Below are 22320 nucleotides of genomic sequence, written 5' to 3'. Positions count from 1 at the left end.
GGATGTCATGCGTGACGGGCATGGCGCTCGCGGACGCTGAGCGGGCGGATGTCGGTCCAGACCCGGTCGATGTGCGTGAGGCACTCCTCGCGGGTGCCCCGGGTTCCCTCCCGGTGCCAACCGGCCGGGAGTTCACGCTCGGCGTCCCACAGGGAGTACTGCTCCTCGTCGTTGCGGACGACGTCGTAGAGAGTGGCCTCGGACATGGCTGTGCTCCTCAAGGTGTGCGGACGTGGTTCGGGCAGGTGCTGGTGGCGCGAGGTGCTGTGCGGGTTCAGGAGGCGGCGGGTGCCGCCACGGCCGCGGGGTCGACGACCATGCCGCGGTCGAGTTTGAGAATCCGGTCGGCGACGTCGAAGAAGCGGTCGTCGTGGGTGATGGCGATCACTGTCTTGCCCTGTTTGCGCAGGGCGGGCAGGACTTCGGTGTAGAAGAACTCCCGGAATTCCGGGTCCTGGTCGGCGGCCCACTCGTCGAAGAGCAGCACGGGCCGCTCGGAGAGCAGGGCGCAGACCAGGGCGAGGCGTTTGCGTTGGCCGGTGGAGAGCGCGATGGTCGAGAACTCCCCGTCGCGCACGGTTACTTTGCTCTCCATGCCGAGCTGCGCGAGCAGCCGGTTGGCCTCGCTGTCGGCGTTCGGGTGGGCCGGCAGGGTGCGGAAGAGGTGGACGTCGGAGAAGACCCCGGCGACGCTCTGCCGCAGCTCCGCGATCCGGTCCCCCTCCACCGGTGTGCCGTTGAGGCTGATCTCGCCGCCGCTGGGCGGGTAGAGCCCGCAGATCATCTTGGCCAGCGTGGTCTTGCCGCTGCCGTTCCCTCCGACCAGGCAGGTGATGGTGCCCGGCGTGAAGTCGGCGTCGATCGGGCCGACCCGGAATGCGGTGTCGTCAGCGCCGGAGTCGTAGTGGAAGACCGCACCGCGCAGCCGCACCTCCGCACCGGCGGCCCGCTCGCCACCGCGCGGTTCGGGTACCCGCAGGCCGCTCTCGTCGCCCAGGTCGAGGGCGTTGAGCGAGCGCAGTGCCGTTCCCGCCCGGCCGATCGCCGGGATCAGGTTGAGCACGGTGACCAGCGGCGTGTTGATGTAGGTGACGGCGAGGGTGAATCCGGTCAGGTCGTCCGCGGGGATGTCGAAGCGGGGACCGGCGAACAGCATGATGCCGATGCAGGCGAGAAAGAGCAACTGCCCCCAGGAACCCGCGACGGTGTACAGGGAAACACCCCGGGTGGTGTCCCGCACGAGGAGCCTGCCGGTGGCACCGACCCCGCCGTCGAGGACCGCCGCGCGGCGCTCACGGTCGAGCTTCAGCTCCTTGGCGCCGCGGGTGACGCTCTCCAGGTGGGCGTGCATGACGTCCTGGTGCTCGCGGGCCCGGCGCAGATGGGCGCCTGCCCGGCGCACCGGGAGTTGGTAGAGCACCAGGCCGACGGCGAGCACCGCGACCATGCCCAGCAGCATCTTGAGTGAGAGCACCCCGATGTACACGAAGGCGCCGATCACGATCGCGCCGTTCATGGACAGCAGGGGCACGCTGCTGACCGCGCTCGTGATCACTTGTACGTCGTCGGTGAGGGCGGACTGGAGGCGGGCGGGGCCGATGCTCTCGATCCGCCGCATCCCGCTGTCCAGGATCCGACGGCACAGCTCCATCCGCAGCTCCTGGATGGAGCGTTGTGCGAGCCGGATCAGCAGGACGGAGGAGAGCGCCCCGGCGAGCAGGACCGTGACCGCCGCCGCGGCGAAGGCTGCGATCAGCCGGACACCCGGGTCGTCGAGCCGCTCCAGGACCCGTTGGAGCACGGCGATCAGGCCCACGGTGGCGGCGCCGGACACCAGTCCGGCGACCAGCGCCGCGATCACTGTCGCCCGCGACCGGCTCACGAGCAGGGAGAGGAACTTCATCGCCGCCCTTCCTGCGTCGCCGTGGTGTCGGGGGCCGCGGTGGCGGGCGCCGTGGCGGTCTCCTGGGACGCCTCCCTGATCAGGTCGGCGAGCCCGGCCACGGTGAAGTCCGCCATGGCCTGCTGCACCCGCAGCGCCACCCCGAACTGACGCCGGATGCGCAGCAGCAGCCTGGTGGCGAGCAGCGAGTGGCCGCCGGCCTCGTAGAAGTGGTCCCGGACACCGAGCCCTTCCAGGCCGAGCAGTTCCTGCCAGAGCCCGAGCAGCGCCCGTTCGGTGTCGTCCCTGGCGGACTGTGTGCTCCCCGAAGTGCCCAGGAAGTCGTCGGCCGTGGGCGCGGGCAGGCGGCGCCGGTCCAGTTTGCCGCTGGCGGTCTGCGGGATCTGCTCGATCAGTCTGATCGCCGCGGGCAGCGCGTACCGCGGCAGCCGTCCGGCCGCTCGGGTCCGCAGCTCCGTGCGGTCCAGGTCAGGCCCTTCGGGCACCACGTAGGCGACCAGGCGGGGCGAGGCTCCCGCGGCCCCGTGCACCACGACGATGCAGTCGGCCACGCCCGGGTGGTCGAGCAGTACGGACTCGACCTCGCCGAGTTCGATGCGGTGGCCGCGGAGTTTGATCTGGTTGTCGAAGCGGCCGAGGAACTCCAGCTGGCCGTCGGCCCGGTGGCGGGCGCGGTCGCCCGTCCTGTAGAGACGCGCACCGGGCAGGCCGGAGAACGGGTCGGGCACGAAACTCTCGGCGGTGAGGCCGGGGCGCCGCCAGTAGCCCCGCGCCACTTGGACGCCGCCGATGAACAGCTCGCCCGCGGCGCCGGGCGGCACCGGTCGCATCTGCTCGTCGAGGACCCAGATGGTGGAGCCTGGCACCGGCCCGCCGATGGGCGCGCGCTGCCTGCGGGTGACGTCGACGGTGAGTTCGGCGACGGTCATCAGGACGGTGGCCTCGGTCGGCCCGTACCAGTTCAGGACCCGGCAGTCGCGTGCGGAAGGCCCCGCGAACCAGTCGGCGAACCGAGCAGGCACCACCTCCTCGCCGGCCAGGAGCAGCGCCCGCAGCCCGATCGGGGCGCCACCCGTGTCGGGAGTGCCGTCCACCGCGGCCAGCTCCTGCGCGATGGTCGGCGTGGTGGCCAGCATGGTGACGCCCGCGGCGCGGAGGTGGGCGTGGAGCTGTTGTGCGTCGGCCGCCACGTCGCCCGGTACGAGGTCGATGCGGGCGCCGGCCACCAGACCGGCGAACAGCTCCCAGACCGACAGGTCGAAGGTGAAGGTGGAGCGGACCGCGACCACGTCCTGCCCGGTGGGCTCGACCACGGTGGCGGAGGCCCGCAGGTAGGCGAGGACGTTGTGGTGGGTGACGCCCACGCCCTTGGGGGTGCCGGTGGACCCGGAGGTGTAGATCAGATAGGCGAGATCGTCGCCGTCGGCCCGCTGGGGGGCCGCGCCCGTGGTGGCGGCGGCGTCGGCGACGGTGCGCACGGTGACGTTCTCCTCGGCCAGGAGCGCGAGCACCGGGGCGTCGTCGTCGGTGAGGTGCGCGGCCAGCGCGGTCCGGCAGCCCGAGTCGCGGATCAGGTGAGCGATCCGCTCAAGGGGCAGCTCCGGGTCGACGGGCACGTACGCGGCGCCCGCCGCCATCGCGGCGAGCAGTCCGGTGACCAGGTCGACGCCGCGCCGGGCGACCACCGCGACCAGGTCGCCGCGGCGCACTCCGGCGGCGGCGAGGCCGGTGGCGGCCGCCGTGGCCCGCTCGGTCAGCTCACGGTAGGTGAGGGCGCCGCCGGGGCCGGTGACCGCCACCGCGCCGGGGCGCGCGCCGGCGACGGCGGCGATGGCCTCGTCCAGGGTTCCGGCGGGCACGTCGAGCGTGCCGCCGTCGGCTCTGCGGGCCGCGGCATCGGCGTCGTACGGCAGCAGGCTCGCCACGTCGTGCGAGGCGTCGGCGTCCGCGGCGAAGCGGCGCAGCGCCTGCGCGTACATCTCGGCGAGGTCGGCGGCGCGCTCGTCGGAGACCCGGTCGCTGTCGAAGGCGAGGATCAGGCCGAGCTCGTGTGCGGGCGGGTGCACCGAGTAGGTCGCCATCACGGCGTAGTTGGTGTCCTCGGCGGATGCCGGATGGTGGTCGACGAGTTCGACGACGCCGGTGTCGAGGACCTCGCCGAGCGCGTGGAAGCGTACGAAGTTCACTCCCACGTCGAACAGTGGGTCGTTGCCGAGCGCCTGCTGCACGCTGATCAGCGGGGTGTGCCGGTGCTCGAGGAGGGAGCGCTCCTCGTCGAAAGCGCGCCGCGCGAGATCGCGCCAACTGCCGCCGGGCACCGTCACCGAGGTCGGCAGCATGTTGATGAACAGGCCGCGCAGGTCCTTGGCGCCGGGCAGGTCGGGGCGTCCGTGCATCACCATGCCGGTGACCGGATCGGTCACGGCGAGGGCCTCGGCGAGCACCTTGAAGTGGACGCCCACGGCAAGGCTCTTGAGGGGCAGGCCCTCCTCCTTGGCGAGCAGAGCCAGGCGCTGGGAGGTCTCCGCGTCGATGTCGACCTCGATGCGGCGCACCTGGGGCGTGCCGACCGGGCGCAGGTCCTCGATGGCCCGCGGTTCGGCGTCGGCAAGGCGCTCGCGCCACACCGCGGCGGTGTCCGCTCCCCCGGCCGCCGCTCGCTCCGTCTTCACGAAGTCGGCGTAGGTCAGCGGGAGTTCGGGCCAGCGACTGTCGTAGTCGGGGGCATCGTCAAGGAGCGCCGACTGGCGGCTGAGGATCTCCGCCAGGGTGGAGGTCCAGCTCCAGCCGTCGAGGATGGCGTGGTTCTCACTGACCGTCAGCTGGAACTCGCCGTCGCCGACCTGGTGGACGGCGAGCCGCTGCAACGGGGCAGACTCCAGTTCGAGGTGCTCGGCGCGCTCGCGGGCGACGAACGCGTCGATCTCGGCACGCTGTGCTTCCGCGTCGAGGCCGGACAGGTCGAAGCAGGTGAGGCGCGGCTCCACGTCGCGGTGCACGATCTGCAGCGGCTCGGAGTATCCGTCCATGGAGATGCTGGTGCGCAGGACCGGGTGGCGCTCCATGGTGTCGGCGAGGGCCCGGCGCAGCAGTTCCGCGTCGAGGCGGCCACGCATCCGCACGCTCACCGTGTTGTGGTAGATGCCCGCTTCCGGGTGCAGATGCAGGTGGTACAGCATGCCCGACTGGGTGGCGGTCAGCGGGTAGGCGTCCTCCGCGTCCGCGGGGAGCGCGGCGTGGTCGTCGGCGCCGATCATCTCGAACGGCTCGGCGCGGTCGAGGGACTCGACCCGGGCCTCGGAGAGGTGGGCCGCGAACTCGGCGACGGTCTGGTGGCGGAACACGGCGTGTACGCGGGTCTCGTGGCCGAGGGCGCGCAGTGCGCCGGTGATCTCCACCGCGCGGATCGAGTCCCCGCCCAGTACGAAGAAGTTGTCGTGCACGCCGACCCGCGGGACGTCAAGGACGTCGGCCCAGACACCGGCGACGGTCTCCTCGAGCGGGATGCGCGGCGCCGTGTACTCGGTGCCGGCGTCGAGCCTGACCTGCGCCGGGTCGGGCAGCGTGCGCCGGTCCGCCTTGCCGTTGACGGTCAGGGGCACCTTGTCGAGGGCGGCGAAGACCGCGGGCACCATGTACGTCGGCAGCAGTCCGGCGGCGTGTTCGCGCAGCTCGGGCACGGCGGGAAGCTCCTGGCCCGCGGCAGGCACCAGCCACACCACGAGCTGTTCGCCGCGTACATCGGCGACCGCGGCCGTGATGCCCGGGTGGGTCGCGAGGGCGACTTCCACCTCTCCCAGTTCGATCCGGAAGCCACGGATCTTCACCTGTGCGTCGGCGCGGCCCCAGTACTCGAACTCGCCGTCCTCGGTGACCCTGGCCAGGTCCCCGCTGCGGTACAGACGGGCGCCCGGGGTGCTGGAGAACGGGTCGGGCACGAACCGTTCGGCGGTGCGCGCCCCCCGGCCGCAGTAGCCGAGGGTGACTCCCGCCCCGCCGACGTGGAGTTCGCCGACCATGCCGGGGGGCAGCGGGTTGAGGCCCTCGTCGAGGACGTACAGGGACAGGTCGTCGATCGGCACACCGATGGGGCTGCCGGTGCGGTCGCCCAGATCGGCCGCGGTGATGACGCGGAACGTGGAGTGCACGGTGGTCTCGGTGATGCCGTACATGTTCACCAGGACGGGGGCGCGGTCGCCGCGTTCCTCGATCCAGGGCCGCAGCGTGTTCACGTCGAGCCGCTCGCCGCCGAAGACGACGTGCCGCAGGGCGAGTTCACGCGTGGAGCCCTCGGCGATGTCGGCGGCCACCACGCCCTTGAAAGCCGACGGCGTCTGGCTGAACACGGTGACGCCGAGCCGCTCGACGAAGGCGAGCAGGTCCTGCGGCGACTTGGCGGTCTCGTCCGGCACCAGGGCCAGCTCGCCGCCGTGCAGCAGCGCGCCCCACAGCTCCCAGACGGACACGTCGAAGGCGTACGAGTGGAAGTAGCTCCACACGTCGTCGGCACCGAAGCCGAAGCGCCGCGCGGTCGCCGAGAACAGCCGCAGCACCTGGGAGTCGGCGACCTCGACGCCCTTGGGGCGGCCGGTGGAGCCCGAGGTGTAGATCACGTAGGCGACATCGCCGGGGTGCCGCTCGGGCAGCTCGGTCCCGGTGGTGTCCAGGTCGGTGCGGGGGCGGCCGTGCTCGTCGACGGACACCTGCCGCAGGCCTTCGCCGAGACCGGCCGCGCCCTGCTCGCCGCAGACCACGACGCGGCCGCCGCTGTCGGACAGGACGTGACGGATGCGGTCCGCGGGGTTGCTCAGGTCGATCGGGACGTAGGCCGCGCCCGCTCGCAGGACCGCGAGGATCGCCACCACTTGGGCGGGCCCGCGCTCCAGGTAGAGCGGCACGCGCTCGCCCGGCCGGACGCCGCGCGCCACCAGGTGCCGTGCCAGGGTGTCGGCGCGGTCCGCCAGTGACGCGTAGGAGATGACCTCTCCCTGCCAGTGCAGGGCGGTGCGCTCGGGGTGGCGGGCGGCCGAGCGCAGGAACGCCTGGTCGAGGGCGTGCTCGACCGCGGACTCGGCCAGTGGCCCGGACAGCGCGCCTGGTTCGGCGACGGGCAGCAGCCGCACGCCGCGGTCGGGGGCGGTGAGTCCCTCGGCCAGCAGCCGGAGGTAGGCGCTGAGCAGTGCGGCGGCGGTGGACTCGCGCAGCACCTCGGTGTCGTACTCCAGCATCAGCTCGAAGTCGTCGCCGCGGTTGACCACGCTGAGCGTGACGTCGGTCTTGGATGTGGCGGTCTCGGCGGTCACCGGCGTCATGGCGGCCTCGCCCAGGCGCAGCCGGGAGCGGTCCTCGCCGAGATAGGCGAACATCGCGCCGAACAGCGGGGATCCGGTGCTGCCGCCGACGGCCGCGGTCACCTCCGAGGTGAGCACGTGCTGGTGGTCGAGGGAGTCGGCGATCGTGCTCGCCGACTCCTGGGCCAGCGTACGCAGCGTCGCGCCGTCCCGCAGTCGGCTGCGCAGCGGCAGCGTGTTGATGAACGGGCCGACGGTGCCGCGGAGTTCGGGGCGTACCCGGTTGGCCACCGGGACACCGATCACGAGGTCGTCGGTGAGGGCGGCGCGGTGCAGCACCGCACGCCAGGCGCCGTACAGGACGGCGAAGACGGACACACCGCAGCCCGCGGCGAACTTCTCGACACTGTCACGCAGCACGGGCCCGGTGTTGCGCACCAGGTGGCGGCCCTGATGACCGGGGGTGTCCGGGCGCGGATGGTCGAAGGGCAGACTCAGGCCGCGCGGAGCGCCCTCGAGCTGAGCACGCCAGTGGGCCAGCGACGCCTCCCGGGCGGGTGCGTCCTCGCTGTGCAGCTCCCACCAGGCGTAGTCGGTGTACGAGGGGCCTTCGGACGTCGGTGGCGGAGTGCCGCCGGTGTGGAACGCCTCGTAGGCCGCGGTGAGTTCCTGGATGAGGACGCTCACCGACAGGCCGTCGACGACGAGGTGGTGGAAGGCGACGACGAGCCGGTGGCGGTCCGGCGCCAGAGTGATCAGCAGACCGCGCGCCAGCGGCCCGCCGCCCTCCAGGTCGAAGGGCGTGCGCGTCTCGGACTCGGTCAGCTCGTCCCGGCGCCGCTCGGCGGCGTCCCCGTCGGTGCTGTTGATGTCCGTCAGATCGGCGCGGCGCAGCGGGGGCGCTTCGGGCAGGAGCCGGGCGTGCACCTTGCCGCGTACGTCATCGGTGACCAGGCGCAGCCCTTCGTGCCGGGCGAGCATCCAGTCGAAGGCCCTGGTCAGCGCCTCGGCGTTCAGGGGGCCTTCGATGTCGAGGGCGGCCGGCACCGTGTAGGCGCTGCCGGTCGGGTCGAGGGCGTGTGCCGTCCACAGCTGGAGCTGGCTCTCCGAGAGGACGACCTGCGCGGGATCCGGCCGCCGGGGCACACGCGAGGTGTCGGTCTGCTGCTGGGGGCGTCGGGCGGCCAGGGCGCGCCGAGCTCGCTCGAGACGTTCGGAATCGGTCATATCTGTTCCTCGGTGGCGTCGTCGGTGGAGCCAGCGGTGGTGGTCGCGTCGGCCGGGTCGTCGAGGGCGGCGAACGCCTCGGCGAAGTCGCGGACCGAGCCGTCCTGGTCGTGTGCGAGCAGCAGGTTCGCCTGGTCGGCGACAGTGGGTGCGCCGAGCAGCTCTCGCAGGGGGAGTTCGGCTCCCATCAGCTCGCGGACGCGGGCGACAGTGTGCATGGCGCGGATGGAGTCGCCGCCGAGCGCGAAGAAGCTGTCGTGGGCTCCTACGCGGCCGACGCCGAGGACGGTGCGCCAGATCTCGGCGACGACCATCTCTACCGGGGTGCGCGGGGCGGTGAACTCGCCGCCCTGCTCCAGGTGTCCGTCCGCCGGGTCGGGCAGCATGCGCCGGTCGGTCTTGCCCTGCGCCGTCAGCGGTATCCGTTCCAGGGCGACGAAGACCGCCGGGACCAGGTACGCGGGCAGGACCGCGCAGTGTTCGCGCAGCTGCGCCACGGTGGGCGGGCCGTCCGGGCCCGGCACCACCCAGGCGACCAGGCGGTCGTCGCGCGCGTCGGCGACGGCGGCGGTCACGGCGGGGTGCCGCAGCAGGACGGCCTCGATCTCGCCGGGCTCGACGCGGTGGCCGCGCACCTTCAGCTGGCCGTCGGCGCGCCCGCAGAACTCCGGCAGGCCATCGGCGCCGGTACGGACGAGGTCGCCGGTGCGGTAGAGCCGGGCGCCCGTCGCGCCGGAGAACGGGTCGGGCACGAACCGTTCGGCGGTCAGCCCGCCCCGGCCCGCGTACCCCCGAGCGACCCCGGCGCCGCCGACGTACAGCTCGCCGATCACACCGTGCGGCACAGGTGTCATCGCCTCGTCCAGTACGTGGAGCGTGGTGGCGCCGACGGGGCCGCCGAGGCTGACCCGGTCGCCGCCGGTGACGATCCCCGCGCTGGCGTTGGCGGTGGTCTCGGAGGGCCCGTACAGGTTCCAGAGGCGTGCTCCGGGCAGGAGCCGCCGGGTGCGCTCCACCAGGTCGGCGGTGAGGGCCTCGCCGCCGAGCAGCACGTCCAGGCTTCGCTCGCGCGGGCCGGTCGCGTCGTCGGCGGTCTCCAGGGTCCGCAGCGTCTCGTCCCACAGCCGCGGGACGGTGTTGACGGTGGTGACGGCGGCGCCCGCTCCCGTGCCGGTGAGCGCCGCGGCGAGGGTTTCGGCGGGCCGCTCCCCGGCCGGTGGCAGTACGACCGTGCCGCCGAGCACCAGCGGCCCCCACACCTGCTTGACAGAGGCGTCGAAGACCGGGGCGGCGGTCGCGGGCAGCACCGTGTCCGGCCCGATCAGGCCCGCGTCGGCAAGCCAGCCGAGGTAGTTGACCACGTTGCGGTGGGTGACGGCGACGGGCTTGGGCCGCCCGGTGGAACCCGAGGTGAAGAGCAGGTAGGCGAGGTCATCCGGGCCGGATGCCGTATCGCCCTCGTGGCGCTGCCCGGCCCCACTCAGGGCGGGGCCGTCCCCGCTGTCCTGCGCGCTCTCCTCGTCCTCCGCCACCTCCTCGACGAGGATCAGGGTGGTACCGCTGCCGTCGCCCAGCAGGGGTGCGGTGTCCGCCGTGACCACACAGTGACGGACGGACGCGTCGGCCAGCAGGGCGGCGATCCGTTCGGCCGGGTCGTCCGGGTCGATCACGAGATACGCGGCTCCGGCGCGCAGCGCGGCCAGCTGGGCCACCAGGCGGGTGACCGGGTCCGGCACGATGACCGCGACGACGTCTTCAAGAGCGGCGCCGATGCGCGTTGCCAAACGGTCGGCTGAGGTGAGGAGTTGACCGTATGTCAGCTCCAGTTCCGCGCAGCGCACCGCGACGGCCTCGGGGGCCCTTCCGGCGGCGCGGGCGATCAGGCCTGCCAGGGTGGCGTCCCCCCAGGCGACGGCCGTGGAGGTCGCGGGCGCGGTCGGCGGTGCGGCGGGGTCGCCCAGCTCCACCCGCCCGACCTGGGTCGTGGGCTTCCGCATGCCCTGCTCCAGGACCGCGGCGAGGGCATCCAGGATCCGGTCGGCCACTTCCGTGCCGAGCCCGGGCGCCTGGGCGCCGTCGAGGCGGAGTTCGACCAGCTCGCCGCGGCGCACAGCGGTGAGGCGGAGCCCCGGCCCAGTGCCTCGCGCCGAGAGCGACACGACGGACCAGTCGCCCACGCGCTCCGGCACCTCGAGGTACGAGAAGCCGAGCGGCGCGTTCACCGCGGACAGGTCGCTGATCAGCTCGGCGACCTCGCGCTGTGCGGCTCGCGCCGCCCGCACCTCGGCCACGACGTCGTCGAGGGTCCGTCCCGCGTCGAATTCCTGCCTGATCACGGGCCAGGCCGTCAACGGGCCCAGCGCGGCACCGAGTTGGGGCACCTCCCGCAGTCCGGTACCGACCCGGACGGCGAGCGCCTGCGCGCCGCCGAACCGTTGCAGGACCACCAGCCAGGCGGCGAGAAGCACCGCCTCGGTGTCGGCGGCCGGGTACAGGTTCGGGAGAGTGACCTTCCGTACCGCCCCGCGTACCGCCTCCGCCGTGGCACCGGCGCTCACCGCCGGCTGTGCGGGCGCCAGCGAGCGTACCCGCGCCACCGTCTCCTCGGCGTCGTCGAATCCGTTGTGCGCCTTCTCCTGGCTCGCGCGGGCACCGGCCGCGTCGGGGTCGGCGAGCACCTCGTGCAACCACTCGGCGACATCGGCGTACTGGAGGAGTACGTCCTCGTCCGGTCCGGCGTCCTGGCCCGCTTCGGCCGGCCCGCGTTCCAGCTCGCGCTCCAGCTCGCCCGCGAGCAGCATCAGGCCATCCGCGTCCAGGACGCGGGCCGATGCCGTCAGTTCGACGCGTCCGTCGGCGGCGGGTGCCGCGGTCCAGAGTCTCTCCGCGCCCTCGGGGCCTTCGGACAGTGGCCCGGCGAGGACGCGCTGGGTGGGCGCTCCGCCTGCCGGGGACGGCACGAGCTCGGTGCGAAGCACCTCGTACCGTCGCGTCACGGTCTCGACCGCGGCGGCCAGCGCTGATCCCGGCACCGCGGCCGGGGCTTGGAGCACGAGCGTCGTCACCGTGTCGTCCTGCGTGGCGTCGTGCTGGTGCGGTCCCGCGCGGAAGGTCTCCGCGGCGGGAGCGGACGCCGTGGCGGCCGCTGTGGAGGTAGCCGTGTTCACCGTCTCTCCCCGTTCGTCTGAGTGATCGTGCTGTCCTGCGTGGGGGTGCCTGCCTGTGCGGGCCGGGCCTCCACGTCCTGCCAGTTCGCCGCGGCCGACATGGCCACGCGGATCTCCCGTTTGCCGGTGAAGGGCGCCCGGCCGTGCGAGGCCAGCAGGTTGTCGACGACCAGTACGTCGCCGAGCCGCCAGTCGAAGGCCGTCGACTCCGCGGCGACCGCGGCACGGATCGCGTCGAGTTCCGCCCGGGTGAACTCGCTGCCGTCTCCGGCCCTGCTCGTCTTGGGCACCCGCTGCGGCCCGACCTGGCCGAGCACTTCGGCGGCCAACTCGTCCCCGATGGTGGTCAAGTGGAAGCTGGTGGCCTGGTTGAACCAGACCCACTCGCCGGTGTCCGGGTGGCGCGCGACGGCGGGTCGCACGGCCTCGGTGCGCAGGTGGTCATCCGCAAGGCGCTCCACCCGCACCCTGGTCCGCTCGGCGTACGCGTCCAGGCCGCTCTCGTCACAGCCCAGCGCGTCCCGCCACGGGATGCCGACGCCGGGTGTGTAGTTGCGCACGTAGCTCACCCCGTGCCTCTCCAGCCGGGTGACGAGGTCGGCGGGCAGCCGCCGCAGCACCTTTCGGGAGTCGGCCAGCGGGGTCTGCCCTCCGGTCTGCGAGGGCAGCGCGCAGGCGAAGCCGAGGACGCGAGGCCAACTCCAGCTGTAGCAGGCCTCGTTGTGCATCTCGATGGTCTGGTCGGCGGGGTATTCGGTGGAGGAGTAGATGCCGTCGCCGAGCTCGCTGCGCGGTGTGGCGCCGTCCTGGTAGGAGAGGGCGTCGTCCCCTCCGACGGCTTCCACGACCGGGCGCAGTGCGTCGGCGCCCTCGTCGAAACCTCTGAAGAGCACCGCGCCGTGTCGATGCAGCTGCTCGCGTACGAGGTCCCCGTTGGCCCGCACCCACATGGTCAGCGGGACGCCGGGACGCTGCGGCGTGGCGAGGACGGGCAGGGCCGCGGGCTCCAGGGAGCCGAAGGTGACGACCGAGGCATCCGTCAGGGACCGTCGCCTGAGCGGCTCTTGAGGCATGCGGGACGTACGAAGTGACATGTGTTCTTTTCTCCGAAGGTCGTCGGTGGCCCGCTAGGGCTTGCGCGGAATCCGGGCAGGTGGAGTCGGACCAGCCGCACGGAACCATTGCCACCGGTCCGGTGGCGGTGGGACGGATCGCCCCGGGGTGGCGCGAGGGATCGATACGAGTTGAGGGCGCGCTCAGTCGCGCGAGCGGACGGACGGGCCCAGGCGCGCGGCCCGGCGGGCTCGGCTCACGGCGCGCTCGCCCCGAGCCCGTTCCCGCAGATCGGCGCGGACCTCGCCGACGGTGGCGGTGCCGTCCGCGAGTGCCGTCAGGGCGAGACAGAGCCGGTCGGCGAGGGCGGCGGCCCGGTCGGTGGGTACGCGAACGGTGTCGTGGTTCAACGCGATGACGAGCCGGTCCCCCTCGGGGGCGGCGGAGACGGTGAGGGGAAGTTCGGTCTGCTCCAGCGCCTCGGAGCGCGTCACGGACAGGCCGGGAAGTCCCTTGCCCAGATCGGCGAAGGGAAAGTTCGCCACGATCACGGATGTGTCGAAGAGCCCGGAGGAGCTGGTCCTGCCACTCCACACGGCGATCTTGGCGAGGGGCGTCTGGATGTGGTCCTGGGCCTGGTTCAGGGCCTGCTGCACGTCCCTGGCCCAGGTGCCGACCGGCAGGGCGGCAGGTAGCCGGGTACGCAGCGGAACGGTGTTGATGAACATCCCGACCATGCGGTCCACGTCCTCAAGGTCCGTGGGCCGCCCTGAGCCGACACTGCCGAACGCCACGTCGTCGGTGTCGGTCTCGGCGGCGAGGGTGAGTGCCCACGCCGCGTGCACCGCGCCGCCGAGGGTGACACCGAAGCGCCCCGCGGTCTCCCGCAGCCGTTCGGTGTCCTCAGCCGGCAGCCGCACCACGTGGTCCCGGTGGACCGCGGGGCCGTCCGCCTGCGGGGCGATCGGCGCCGGGGTGAAGTCGGCCAGGCCGCGCGTCCAGAACTCCCTTGAGGCATCGGGGTCCTGACGGGCCGCCCACCGGGCGAAGGAACCGAAGTCCGCCGCGGGCTCGAGTGCCGGAGTCTCGCCTCTGCGGCTCGCGGTGTAGTGATCGAGCACCTCGCCCAGGAGGATGGGCAGCGACCAACCGTCGAACAGCACATGGTGGTTCGTCCACACGAAGGCCCAGCGGCCGTCCGCGAGCCGGATCACCGCGAGCCGAGCGAGTGGCCCTTCGCGCAGATCGAAGCCGGCATGCCGGTCCTCGCGCACGAAGGCGTCGAGCCGCGCCTCCGGATCCGCTGAACCGCGCGGGCCCCCGGCGGCCGTATCGCCTTCCGCGCCCGTTCCGTCCGCGGTGAAGTCCAGGCAGGCGACGGGCAGTTCACGAGCTCCGGGCACCACGAGCAGGGGGCGCGGCACGTCCTGCCACACGCACACGCCACGCAGCACGGCGTGCCGGTCGACGGCGGCCTGCCAGGCCCGCGCGAACGCCTCTTGGTCCAGGTCACCTTCGAGCACGCAGACGAGCTGCTCCACATAGACCCCGCTGCCCGCCGAACCGTCCTCGGCCAGGCTGCGGAAGAGCATGCCCTCCTGCGTCGGCGTGAGCGGCCACACTGCCGTCAGATCGCCCCAGCGTGCGGCCCAGTCACGTACGGCGGCGACCGGAGCGGCGCCGGACCGCAGTCCGGAGGTGAGGGCGGGCACCTCCGGCTGGGCGGTCAGCGAGCGCAGTTCGTCCAGGACGGCGTCCACGAGCGCGTCGGCGGCGGCCTGCCCGGTGTGTTCGACCTCGACGGCGAGGCGCCCGTCGGTGACGAGGCTCTCCACCACGATCGCGGACGGTCGTGTCCCCCGCGGGTCGCGGACCTGCCCGAAGCCGGGCTCTCGGAGTTCGAGCGGTGCGTCCGGGTCGGAGCTGGTGCTGACCCGGCCCAGGTAGTTGAAGTTGAGGTGGGGTTCGGGCATCGCCTCCAGGCGGCGTGCCAGCTCCTCGTCGTGGGCCAGGTGCCGGACCACACCGTGGTCGATGCCCCGGTGCACCAGCTCCCGCAGCCTGTCGCGGACCTCCCACAGAGTGCTGAGCGGGCTGTCCTGCGCGACTGTCACCGGCAAGGGGGCCAGGGTGGTGAACCAGCCGACCGTGCGCGACAGATCGAGGTCCGGGTGCAGGTGCTGGCGACCGTGGCTCTCCAGCTCCACGACGACCGTGTCGAGCCCGGCGACCCGGGCCTGGGCGCGGGCCGCCGCAGTGATGAGCCCTTCTTCGAGGGTGCCGCCGAACCGGTGCACGAGGGCACGCTGGAGCCCCACGGTCTGCTCGACGGTCAGTTCCCGGCGGGCGTGGCGTGCGGCGCCCTCGGTCCCGGGTGCGGGCCCGGTCGCCTCCGGCTCCGCGGCCCCGGTGAGTTCCGCGATCTCGGCGAGGTCCGCGCGGACCCGGCCGAGGATCTGCGGGTCGAGGGCCCTGCGGCGGAGCTCGGCGGTCCACTGCCGGTGGGTGGTGCCTTCGGGCTGGAGCTCGGGGGTCCGGCCGTTCCGTACGGCGTCGAGCGCGAGCTCCAGGTCCTCCAGGACGATCCGCCAGGAGACCGCGTCCATGACCAGGTGGTGGGCGGCGAGCAGCAGCCGCTGCGGGGCCCCCGGGCCGAAGTCGGCCAGGTGCGCCCGCAGGAGCGGTCCGTGTGCGGGGTCGAGCCGGGTGTGCAGTTCGTCGGCAAGATCGCGCAGCCGCCGCTCGGCCTCGGCGACGGGGACGGCGGACAGGTCGGTGCGCTCCACCGGTACGTCGACCGCGGTGTCGACCACGGCCCGTACGCCATTGCCGTCGTCCTCGCCGTCCACGAAGCGGGTGCGCAGCGCCTCGTGCGCGCCGATCACGGCGTCGAGCGCGGCGGTCAGCTCGTCGTGCCCGACCCGGGTGCGGACGTCGAGGAGCACATCCATGTTCCAGTGCTCCGGTGCGGTCAGCTCCAGGTCGTAGAACCACCGCTGGATCGGGCTGAGCGCGTCGGTGCTGTCTCCCTGGGTGCGGATGCCCGCCGCCACGCCGGTCATGATGTGCGGGGCGAGGCCCGCGATGGTCGGGTGCTGGAACATCTGGCGCGGGGTGATGTGGATTCCGAGCCTGCGGGCTTTGGCGACCACCTGGATCGAGAGGATGGAGTCCCCGCCGAGCGCCAGGTAGTCGTCGTGCACGCCGACCCGTTCAAGGCCCAGAACCTGGCACCACACCTCCGCCAGACGCCGCTCGACCTCGCTGCGGGGCGCGACGAAACCCTCGTCGGCCGCTTCCCAGACGGGGGCGGGCAGGGCGCGCCGGTCCACCTTGCCGTTCGCCGACAGCGGCAGCACGTCGAGGGTCACGATGGCGACGGGGACCATGTGCGCGGGCAGCCGCTCCCCCGCCCACGCCCTCACCGTCTCCGGGTCGCAGACGACGCCGGCACGAGCGACGACGTACGCCACCAGTCGCGCCTCGCCACCGCCGGGTGGCGGCACGGCGGCCACAGCGGCGTCGGCCACCCCGGCCGCCCCGCGCACGACCGCCTCGATCTCGCCCAACTCGACGCGGAATCCACGGACTTTGACCTGCTCGTCCACGCGGCCACAGAACTCCAGCGCACCATCGGCGCCGAAACGTACGAGATCACCGGTGCGATACAGACGCGCACCCGGCACCCGCGAGAACGGATCCGGCACGAACCGCTCGGCAGTCAACCCACCCCGGCCCGCATACCCACGCGCCACACCCGCACCACCCACATACAACTCACCCACACCACCCGCCGCCACCGGCCGCAGAGCCCCGTCAAGCACAAACACGGTGCGGCCGGGAAGCGGCCGCCCGAGCGGAACGGTCCCGGCGGTACCGGTCCCCACCGCGTCGTCGGCGGCGACCTCGTGGACGGTGGCGGTGATGACGGTCTCGGTGGGGCCGTAGGCGTTGACGACGCGACCGCCGACCGCGCGTTGCCAGCTGCCGGTCTCGAAGGCAGGCATGGCGTCACCGCCGACGACGGTGAGCCGGATGTCCAGTGCCGCGGGCACGACGGCACCGTCGGCAAGGGCGGTGGCCATCTGCCGCCACAACCCGGTCGGCGGGTTGAAGACGGTGACCTGATGGTCCGCCAGGAAGGCGAGCAGCTCTTCGGTACCGAGGAGCCCGTCGGGCCGGATCACGGCCGCGCCGCCCCTGATCAGCGGCGCGAACAGCTGCTCGGTGCTGACGTCGAAGGAGAAGGAGCCGAAGACCAGGACCCGGTCACGGGCGGTCAGCCCGAAGACCCCGCCGATCTGCGCGAGGTGAACGGCCAGTTGACCGTGTGTCACGGCCACGCCCTTGGGCCGACCGGTGGAACCCGACGTGAAGACCAAGTAGGCCAGGTCGTCCTCATGTGCCGCGTCCAGACCCGCCCGATCGACCTGCACCGTCAGATCAAGACGGTCGACCTCCAGAACCGAAGTGACGCCGGACAGTGCATCGTCGAGCAACTCCGACTGAGGACCGCCACGTACAACTACGGCACAACCGGCCTCACCCACCATCAGCCGCAACCGCTCAGCCGGATACGAAGGGTCAAGGGCGAGCCAGGCACCACCGGCCCGCTGCACCCCCAACATCGCCACCGCCATCAACGCACCACGCGGCAAGCACAGACCCACCACGGAGTCCGGCCCCACACCCAACTCCCGCAAACGCACCGCCACTACAGCCGACGCACGCTCCAACTCCCCATAACTCCAACCACCTTCACCATCCACCAGAGCCACACCATCAGGCGCCGAACCCGCGCGCGCCACCACCGCCTCGAACACCGGCCGCCCACCACCCACAGCCTCGACCCCGGCACCCGACCACGACGACACCACCTCGGAACCACCGGCACCCAACTCGCCCAGGGTGGTTCCCGGATCGCCGGTGAGTGCGTCCAGGGTGCTGTCCAGGTCGTCGAGGAGCCGCTGCGCGGCGGCCGCGTCGAAGGCCGCCGTGTCGACGCACAGCCGAAGCTCCAGGTTCTCGCCGGGCATGACCTGCAGACTGACCGGGTAATTGGTCCGCTCGACGAGGCGACCGCTGTCCACTGTGAAGCCGTCGGTGGCGAATCCCTCGAAGGGGTAGTTCTCGACGACGACGATGGAGTCGAAGAGCGGGGCCCCCGCAGGGGCGCCACCCCAGGAGGTGACATCGGCGAGTGGGGCGTGCTGGTGGTCGGTGAGGTCCTGGAGACCCTGGTGGACGGAGGCGAGCCAGTCGTCGGCCCGCACCTCGTCAAGGATCCGCACACGCAGCGGCAAGGTGTTGATGAACAGGCCGACGGTGCGCTCGATGCCGTCGATCTCGGCGGGGCGTCCGGAGAGCACGCTGCCGACCGCCAGGTCCCGGGCGCCGGTGCGCCGGGCGACCACCAGGGCCCACGCGGCGTGGACCAACGCGGCCACGGTGAAGCCCCGTTCGCGGGCGATGCCGCGCAGGACCCGGGAGCGTTCGCCGGACACCCGCAGGGCGGGCCTGTGTTGGCCGGAGCCGCCCTCGGCGGTCGCGGCTCGGGCGGGGGCGAGCAGTGCCGGGGCAGTGAAGCCGGTGAGCTGTTTGCGCCAGAAGGCCTCGTCCTCTGCACGGTCACGGCTCGCGTTCCAGCGCACGAAGGCGCCGTAGTCGGGAGCGGGTGCGAGATCGGTGTCGGCGCCGGTGCGCAGCGAGGTGTAGAGCGCGAAGGCGTCGCCCGCGACGACCGGCAGCGACCAGCCGTCCATCAGAATGTGGTGGCTGGTCCATACGAAGGTCCACGCGTCCGCGGCGGTGCGGAAGAGCGCGATACGCACCAGGGGGCTGCCGCTCAGCTCGAAGCCTGCGCTCCGGTCATTCGCCAGGAACTTCGCGAGGCGCTCCTCCGTGGTCCTTTCGGCGTCGCCGTCCGCAGCCGTCCAGTCCTCGTACACGGTGGGTACGTCGATGTCCCGCGGCACGACGAGCAGGGGTGTGTCGACCTCCTGCCAGGCGCAGTGGGCGCGCAGCGCGGAGTGTCGGGTCATGGCGCGGCGCCAGGCATCGAGGAAGAGCCGCGGGTCGAGTGCACCGCTCAGGGTGCACACCAATTGCTCGGTGTAGGCGTCCGACCCCGGCTCGGCGAGGGCGTGGTACAGCATTCCCTGCTGGAGGCCTGACATGGGCCACACGGCGTGCAGCGGGCCGTGGGCGCGTTCCCAGGAGGCGAGCAGACCGGCGGGCAGACCGGCGGGCAGGAGCCCGGCAGTGATGTCGTCCGGCGACGCACCGACGGCGTCCTCGCCCCGGTCGCTCCCGCCCCCGGGGAGCAGGAGTTCGGCCTGCTGGGCGAGGGCGGCGATCGTGGGGTGCTCGAAGATCTGGCGCGGGGTGATACGGATACCGGCCCTGCGGGCTTTGGCAACCACCTGGATCGAGAGGATGGAGTCCCCGCCGAGCGCCAGGTAGTCGTCGTGCACGCCGACCCGTTCGAGGCGCAGCACCTGGCACCACACCTCGGCCAGACCTCGCTCGACCTCACCGCGGGGCGCGACGAATCCTTCGTCGGAGACCTCCCAGCGGGGGGCGGGCAGGGCACGCCGGTCCACCTTGCCGTTCGGGGACAGCGGCAGTGCGTCAACGCCCATGATCGCGGCGGGCACCATGTGCGCGGGCAACCGCTCCCCCGCCCACGCACGCAGACCGGACGCGTCCACGGGTACGCCGCTCGGGGTCACCACGTAGGCGGCGAGGCGCAGTTCGCCGCCGCCCGGGGGCGCCACGGCGGCCACCACGGCGTCGGTGACGTCGGCGGCGGACCGGAGTACGGCTTCGATCTCGCCCAACTCCACGCGGAATCCACGGACTTTGACCTGCTCGTCCACGCGGCCACAGAACTCCAGCGCACCATCGGCGCCGAAACGTACGAGATCACCGGTGCGATACAGACGCGCACCCGGCACCCGCGAGAAGGGATCCGGCACGAACCGCTCGGCAGTCAACCCACCCCGGCCCGCATACCCACGCGCCACACCCGCACCACCCACATACAACTCACCCACACCACCCGCCGCCACCGGCCGCAAAGCCCCGTCAAGCACAAACACGGTGGTGCCGGCGATCGGGGTGCCGATGGGCACGTTGCCGGGGCTGCCGTCGACGCAGAAGTGGCCGGTGGCCCAGACGGTGGCCTCGCTCGGGCCGTACTCGTTGACCAGCGCGCAGTCCGGCAGCGCGGTCCGGTGCTCGGCGACCAGGTCGGCGGGGCAGGCCTCGCCCGCGACCACGACGGTGCGCAGGGAACGGCCGGGGCCACCCGGCCGGTTGAGCAGGGCGCGGTAGAACGAGGGCACGGTCAGGGTGTGGGTCAGCGCGTGCCGCTCCACCAGAGCGGCCAGTTGGTCGGCGTCCTTGACCTGCTCGGCGTCGGGCACGACCAGGGTGCCGCCGAACGTGAGGGTCCAGAAGATGCCCGCGTAGGAACTGTCGAAGGCGAAGGGCGACAGCAGAAGGAAGCGTGGTGGCTGCGGGCCGTAGAAGGTGGCGCGTGCCGCGGTGGAGCAGGAGAGCGTGCGGTGTGTCACGGCCACGCCCTTGGGCCGACCGGTGGAACCCGACGTGAAGACCAAGTAGGCCAGGTCGTCCTCATGTGCCGCGTCCAGACCCGCCCGATCGACCTGCACCGTCAGATCAAGACGGTCGACCTCCAGGACCGGAGTACCGACGGGCAACGCGTCATCGAGCAGCTCCGCCTGCGCTCCACCACGAACGACTACGGCACAACCGGCCTCACCCACCATCAGCCGCAACCGCTCAGCCGGATACGAAGGGTCAAGGGCGAGCCAGGCACCACCGGCCCGCTGCACCCCCAACATCGCCACCGCCATCAACGCACCACGCGGCAGACACAGACCCACCACAGAGTCCGGCCCCACACCCAACTCCCGCAAACGCACCGCCACTACAGCCGACGCACGCTCCAACTCCCCGTAGCTCCAACCACGTTCACCGTCCACCAGAGCCACACCATCAGGCGCCGAACCCGCACGTGCCACCACCGCCTCGAACACCGGCCGCCCACCACCCACAGCCTCGACCCCGGCACCCGACCACGACGACACCACCTCGGAATCGCCGGAACCGAGAGCGGCGACGGTCACCGTCGGATCGGCGACGGCCTCGTTCACCAAGGTCTCGAAGAGCCGGGCGTAGCCGGCGACGGTTTCCGCGTCGAGCCGGGCCGGGTCGTAGTGGAGGACACCGCGCACTTCACCGTCGATCTCGCCCGCCTGCATCCGCAGCGGGAACTGCGCCACCTGTTGGCGCATCGGCACAGGCTCGGTGTCGTATCCGGCGAGGTGGACGGTGCCCAGACCACCGAGAATCGACCTGGTGCCGTAGGAAAGCCGGTCCGATTCGAACTGGAAGCTCACTTGGTAGAGCGACTGCCCGGAGAGCGCCGACCCCGGCGCCAAGCGCCCCAGGACCGTCGGCGTGGGCAGGGCCCGATGTCGTACGGCACCGACGTGTGCGGTGCGCGTGGCGTCCAGAACGGAGTCGAAGGTGGCGTCGGCGGTGACCGGGGTGCGCAGCAGCAGGGAATTGGCGAAGTGACCGACAGTTCGCTTGAAGGCCTTCTTGCGGCCCTCCACGGGGAAGCCGACGACGATGTCGTCGCTGCCGGTGAGCTTGTGCAGCAGCACGTTGAAGGCGGCGAGCAGCACGGTGGCGGTGGTGCTGCGGTTGGATTCAGCCACCTCACGTATTCGCTCGGCGAGTTCCCTGTCGAGCTGGAACGGCACGTGGGCGGGGGCATCAGAATCAGCCACCGGCCGAGGGGCGGTCATGCCGGGCAGGTCGAGGGCGAACCGGCAATTCTCCAACTGCTGGGTCCAGTAGTCGCGTAACCGCGCCGATCCGGGACCTTCCAGAAACGCGCGCTCGGCGGCCACGTGACGCGCGTAGGAGGTGTCGGCTTCAACAGCCGGACTCGGCGTGCCGTCCCTCTCGGACCGGTAAGCCGTGAGCAGGTCCTCCAAGGTGATGAAGAGGGAGCTCATGTCCCCGGCGACGTGATGCAGAACGAGGTTCAGGGTGGTGGCGTCGGTGTCCTGATAGACGAAGAGCCGGGCAGGCGCCTCGCGGTCCAGAGCGAACGGGCGCTCATAGTCGCGGGCGGCGAGCACGCGCAGCTCCTCGGCGCCGATTCCCGGCGTCCGGCGGACGGTGAAGGGGGCATCGGCCGCGTGCCAGCGCTGCACATACCCTTCGGCCCTGGGCGCGATGACGCCAGTGAGCACCGGGTGACGAGCGCAGACGGTGGCCCAGGCGCGACGCAGCCGCTCGGCGTCGAGACGATCGTCGACCGTCACGCATCCGGCCACGTGGTAGGCGGGCGATTCGGGTGCAAGTTCTTGGAGGAAGAAGAGGGAGGCCTGCCCCACCGAAAGTGGTACCTCTGACCCCTGCGGTCTCTGCTCGGTAGCAGAGTTCTCCCCAGCACGCATGACATCCATTGCGACGCCCTCCCCGTAAGCTGTCACATATGTGACAGCACTCGTCACATGTGTCACGACTGTAGACAGCTACCTGTCACAGTTCAAGCCACATTTTGCACGCGGATTGCCGGAAGCTCTTGACCTGCAACGCCTTCAGCTTTTTGCTCGCACCGCGCCGAGTACTGGCC

At 72.1% G+C, this 22320-nt stretch carries 6 protein-coding genes; all 6 read right to left on the bottom strand.

Going from position 1 to position 22320, the window contains the following annotated elements:
- Positions 1–5: 5 nt before the first annotated feature.
- On the bottom strand, positions 6–206 hold the full coding sequence (locus ACZ5CR_RS03940; protein WP_389900310.1) for an MbtH family protein: 201 nt from the start codon (positions 204–206) through the stop codon (positions 6–8).
- A gap of 68 nt (positions 207–274) precedes the next feature.
- Entirely contained in the window at positions 275–1903 is a 1629-nt protein-coding gene (locus tag ACZ5CR_RS03935; RefSeq protein ID WP_468853307.1) for a cyclic peptide export ABC transporter, read from the bottom strand.
- Entirely contained in the window at positions 1900–8421 is a 6522-nt protein-coding gene (locus ACZ5CR_RS03930; protein ID WP_468853304.1) for an amino acid adenylation domain-containing protein, read from the bottom strand. Before ACZ5CR_RS03930 ends, ACZ5CR_RS03935 begins: the two co-directional genes overlap by 4 nt.
- On the bottom strand, positions 8418–11588 hold the full coding sequence (locus ACZ5CR_RS03925) for a non-ribosomal peptide synthetase (RefSeq protein WP_468853303.1): 3171 nt from the start codon (positions 11586–11588) through the stop codon (positions 8418–8420). The genes ACZ5CR_RS03930 and ACZ5CR_RS03925 overlap by 4 nt, the downstream gene beginning before the upstream one ends.
- Positions 11585–12682, bottom strand: coding sequence for a TauD/TfdA family dioxygenase (locus ACZ5CR_RS03920; protein ID WP_468853302.1), 1098 nt, complete (start codon positions 12680–12682; stop codon positions 11585–11587). Before ACZ5CR_RS03920 ends, ACZ5CR_RS03925 begins: the two co-directional genes overlap by 4 nt.
- 162 nt (positions 12683–12844) lie before the next feature.
- The gene (locus tag ACZ5CR_RS03915) at positions 12845–22141 is read right to left on the bottom strand and encodes an amino acid adenylation domain-containing protein (RefSeq protein WP_468853301.1); all 9297 of its coding nucleotides are present in this window, start codon (positions 22139–22141) and stop codon (positions 12845–12847) included.
- Positions 22142–22320 lie beyond the last annotated feature (179 nt).

The sequence above is a fragment of the Streptomyces sp. NPDC031274 genome (assembly GCF_055570235.1).
Note: the sequence above shows the minus strand (reverse complement) of the source record. Positions and strands in the feature narration are given on the sequence as shown.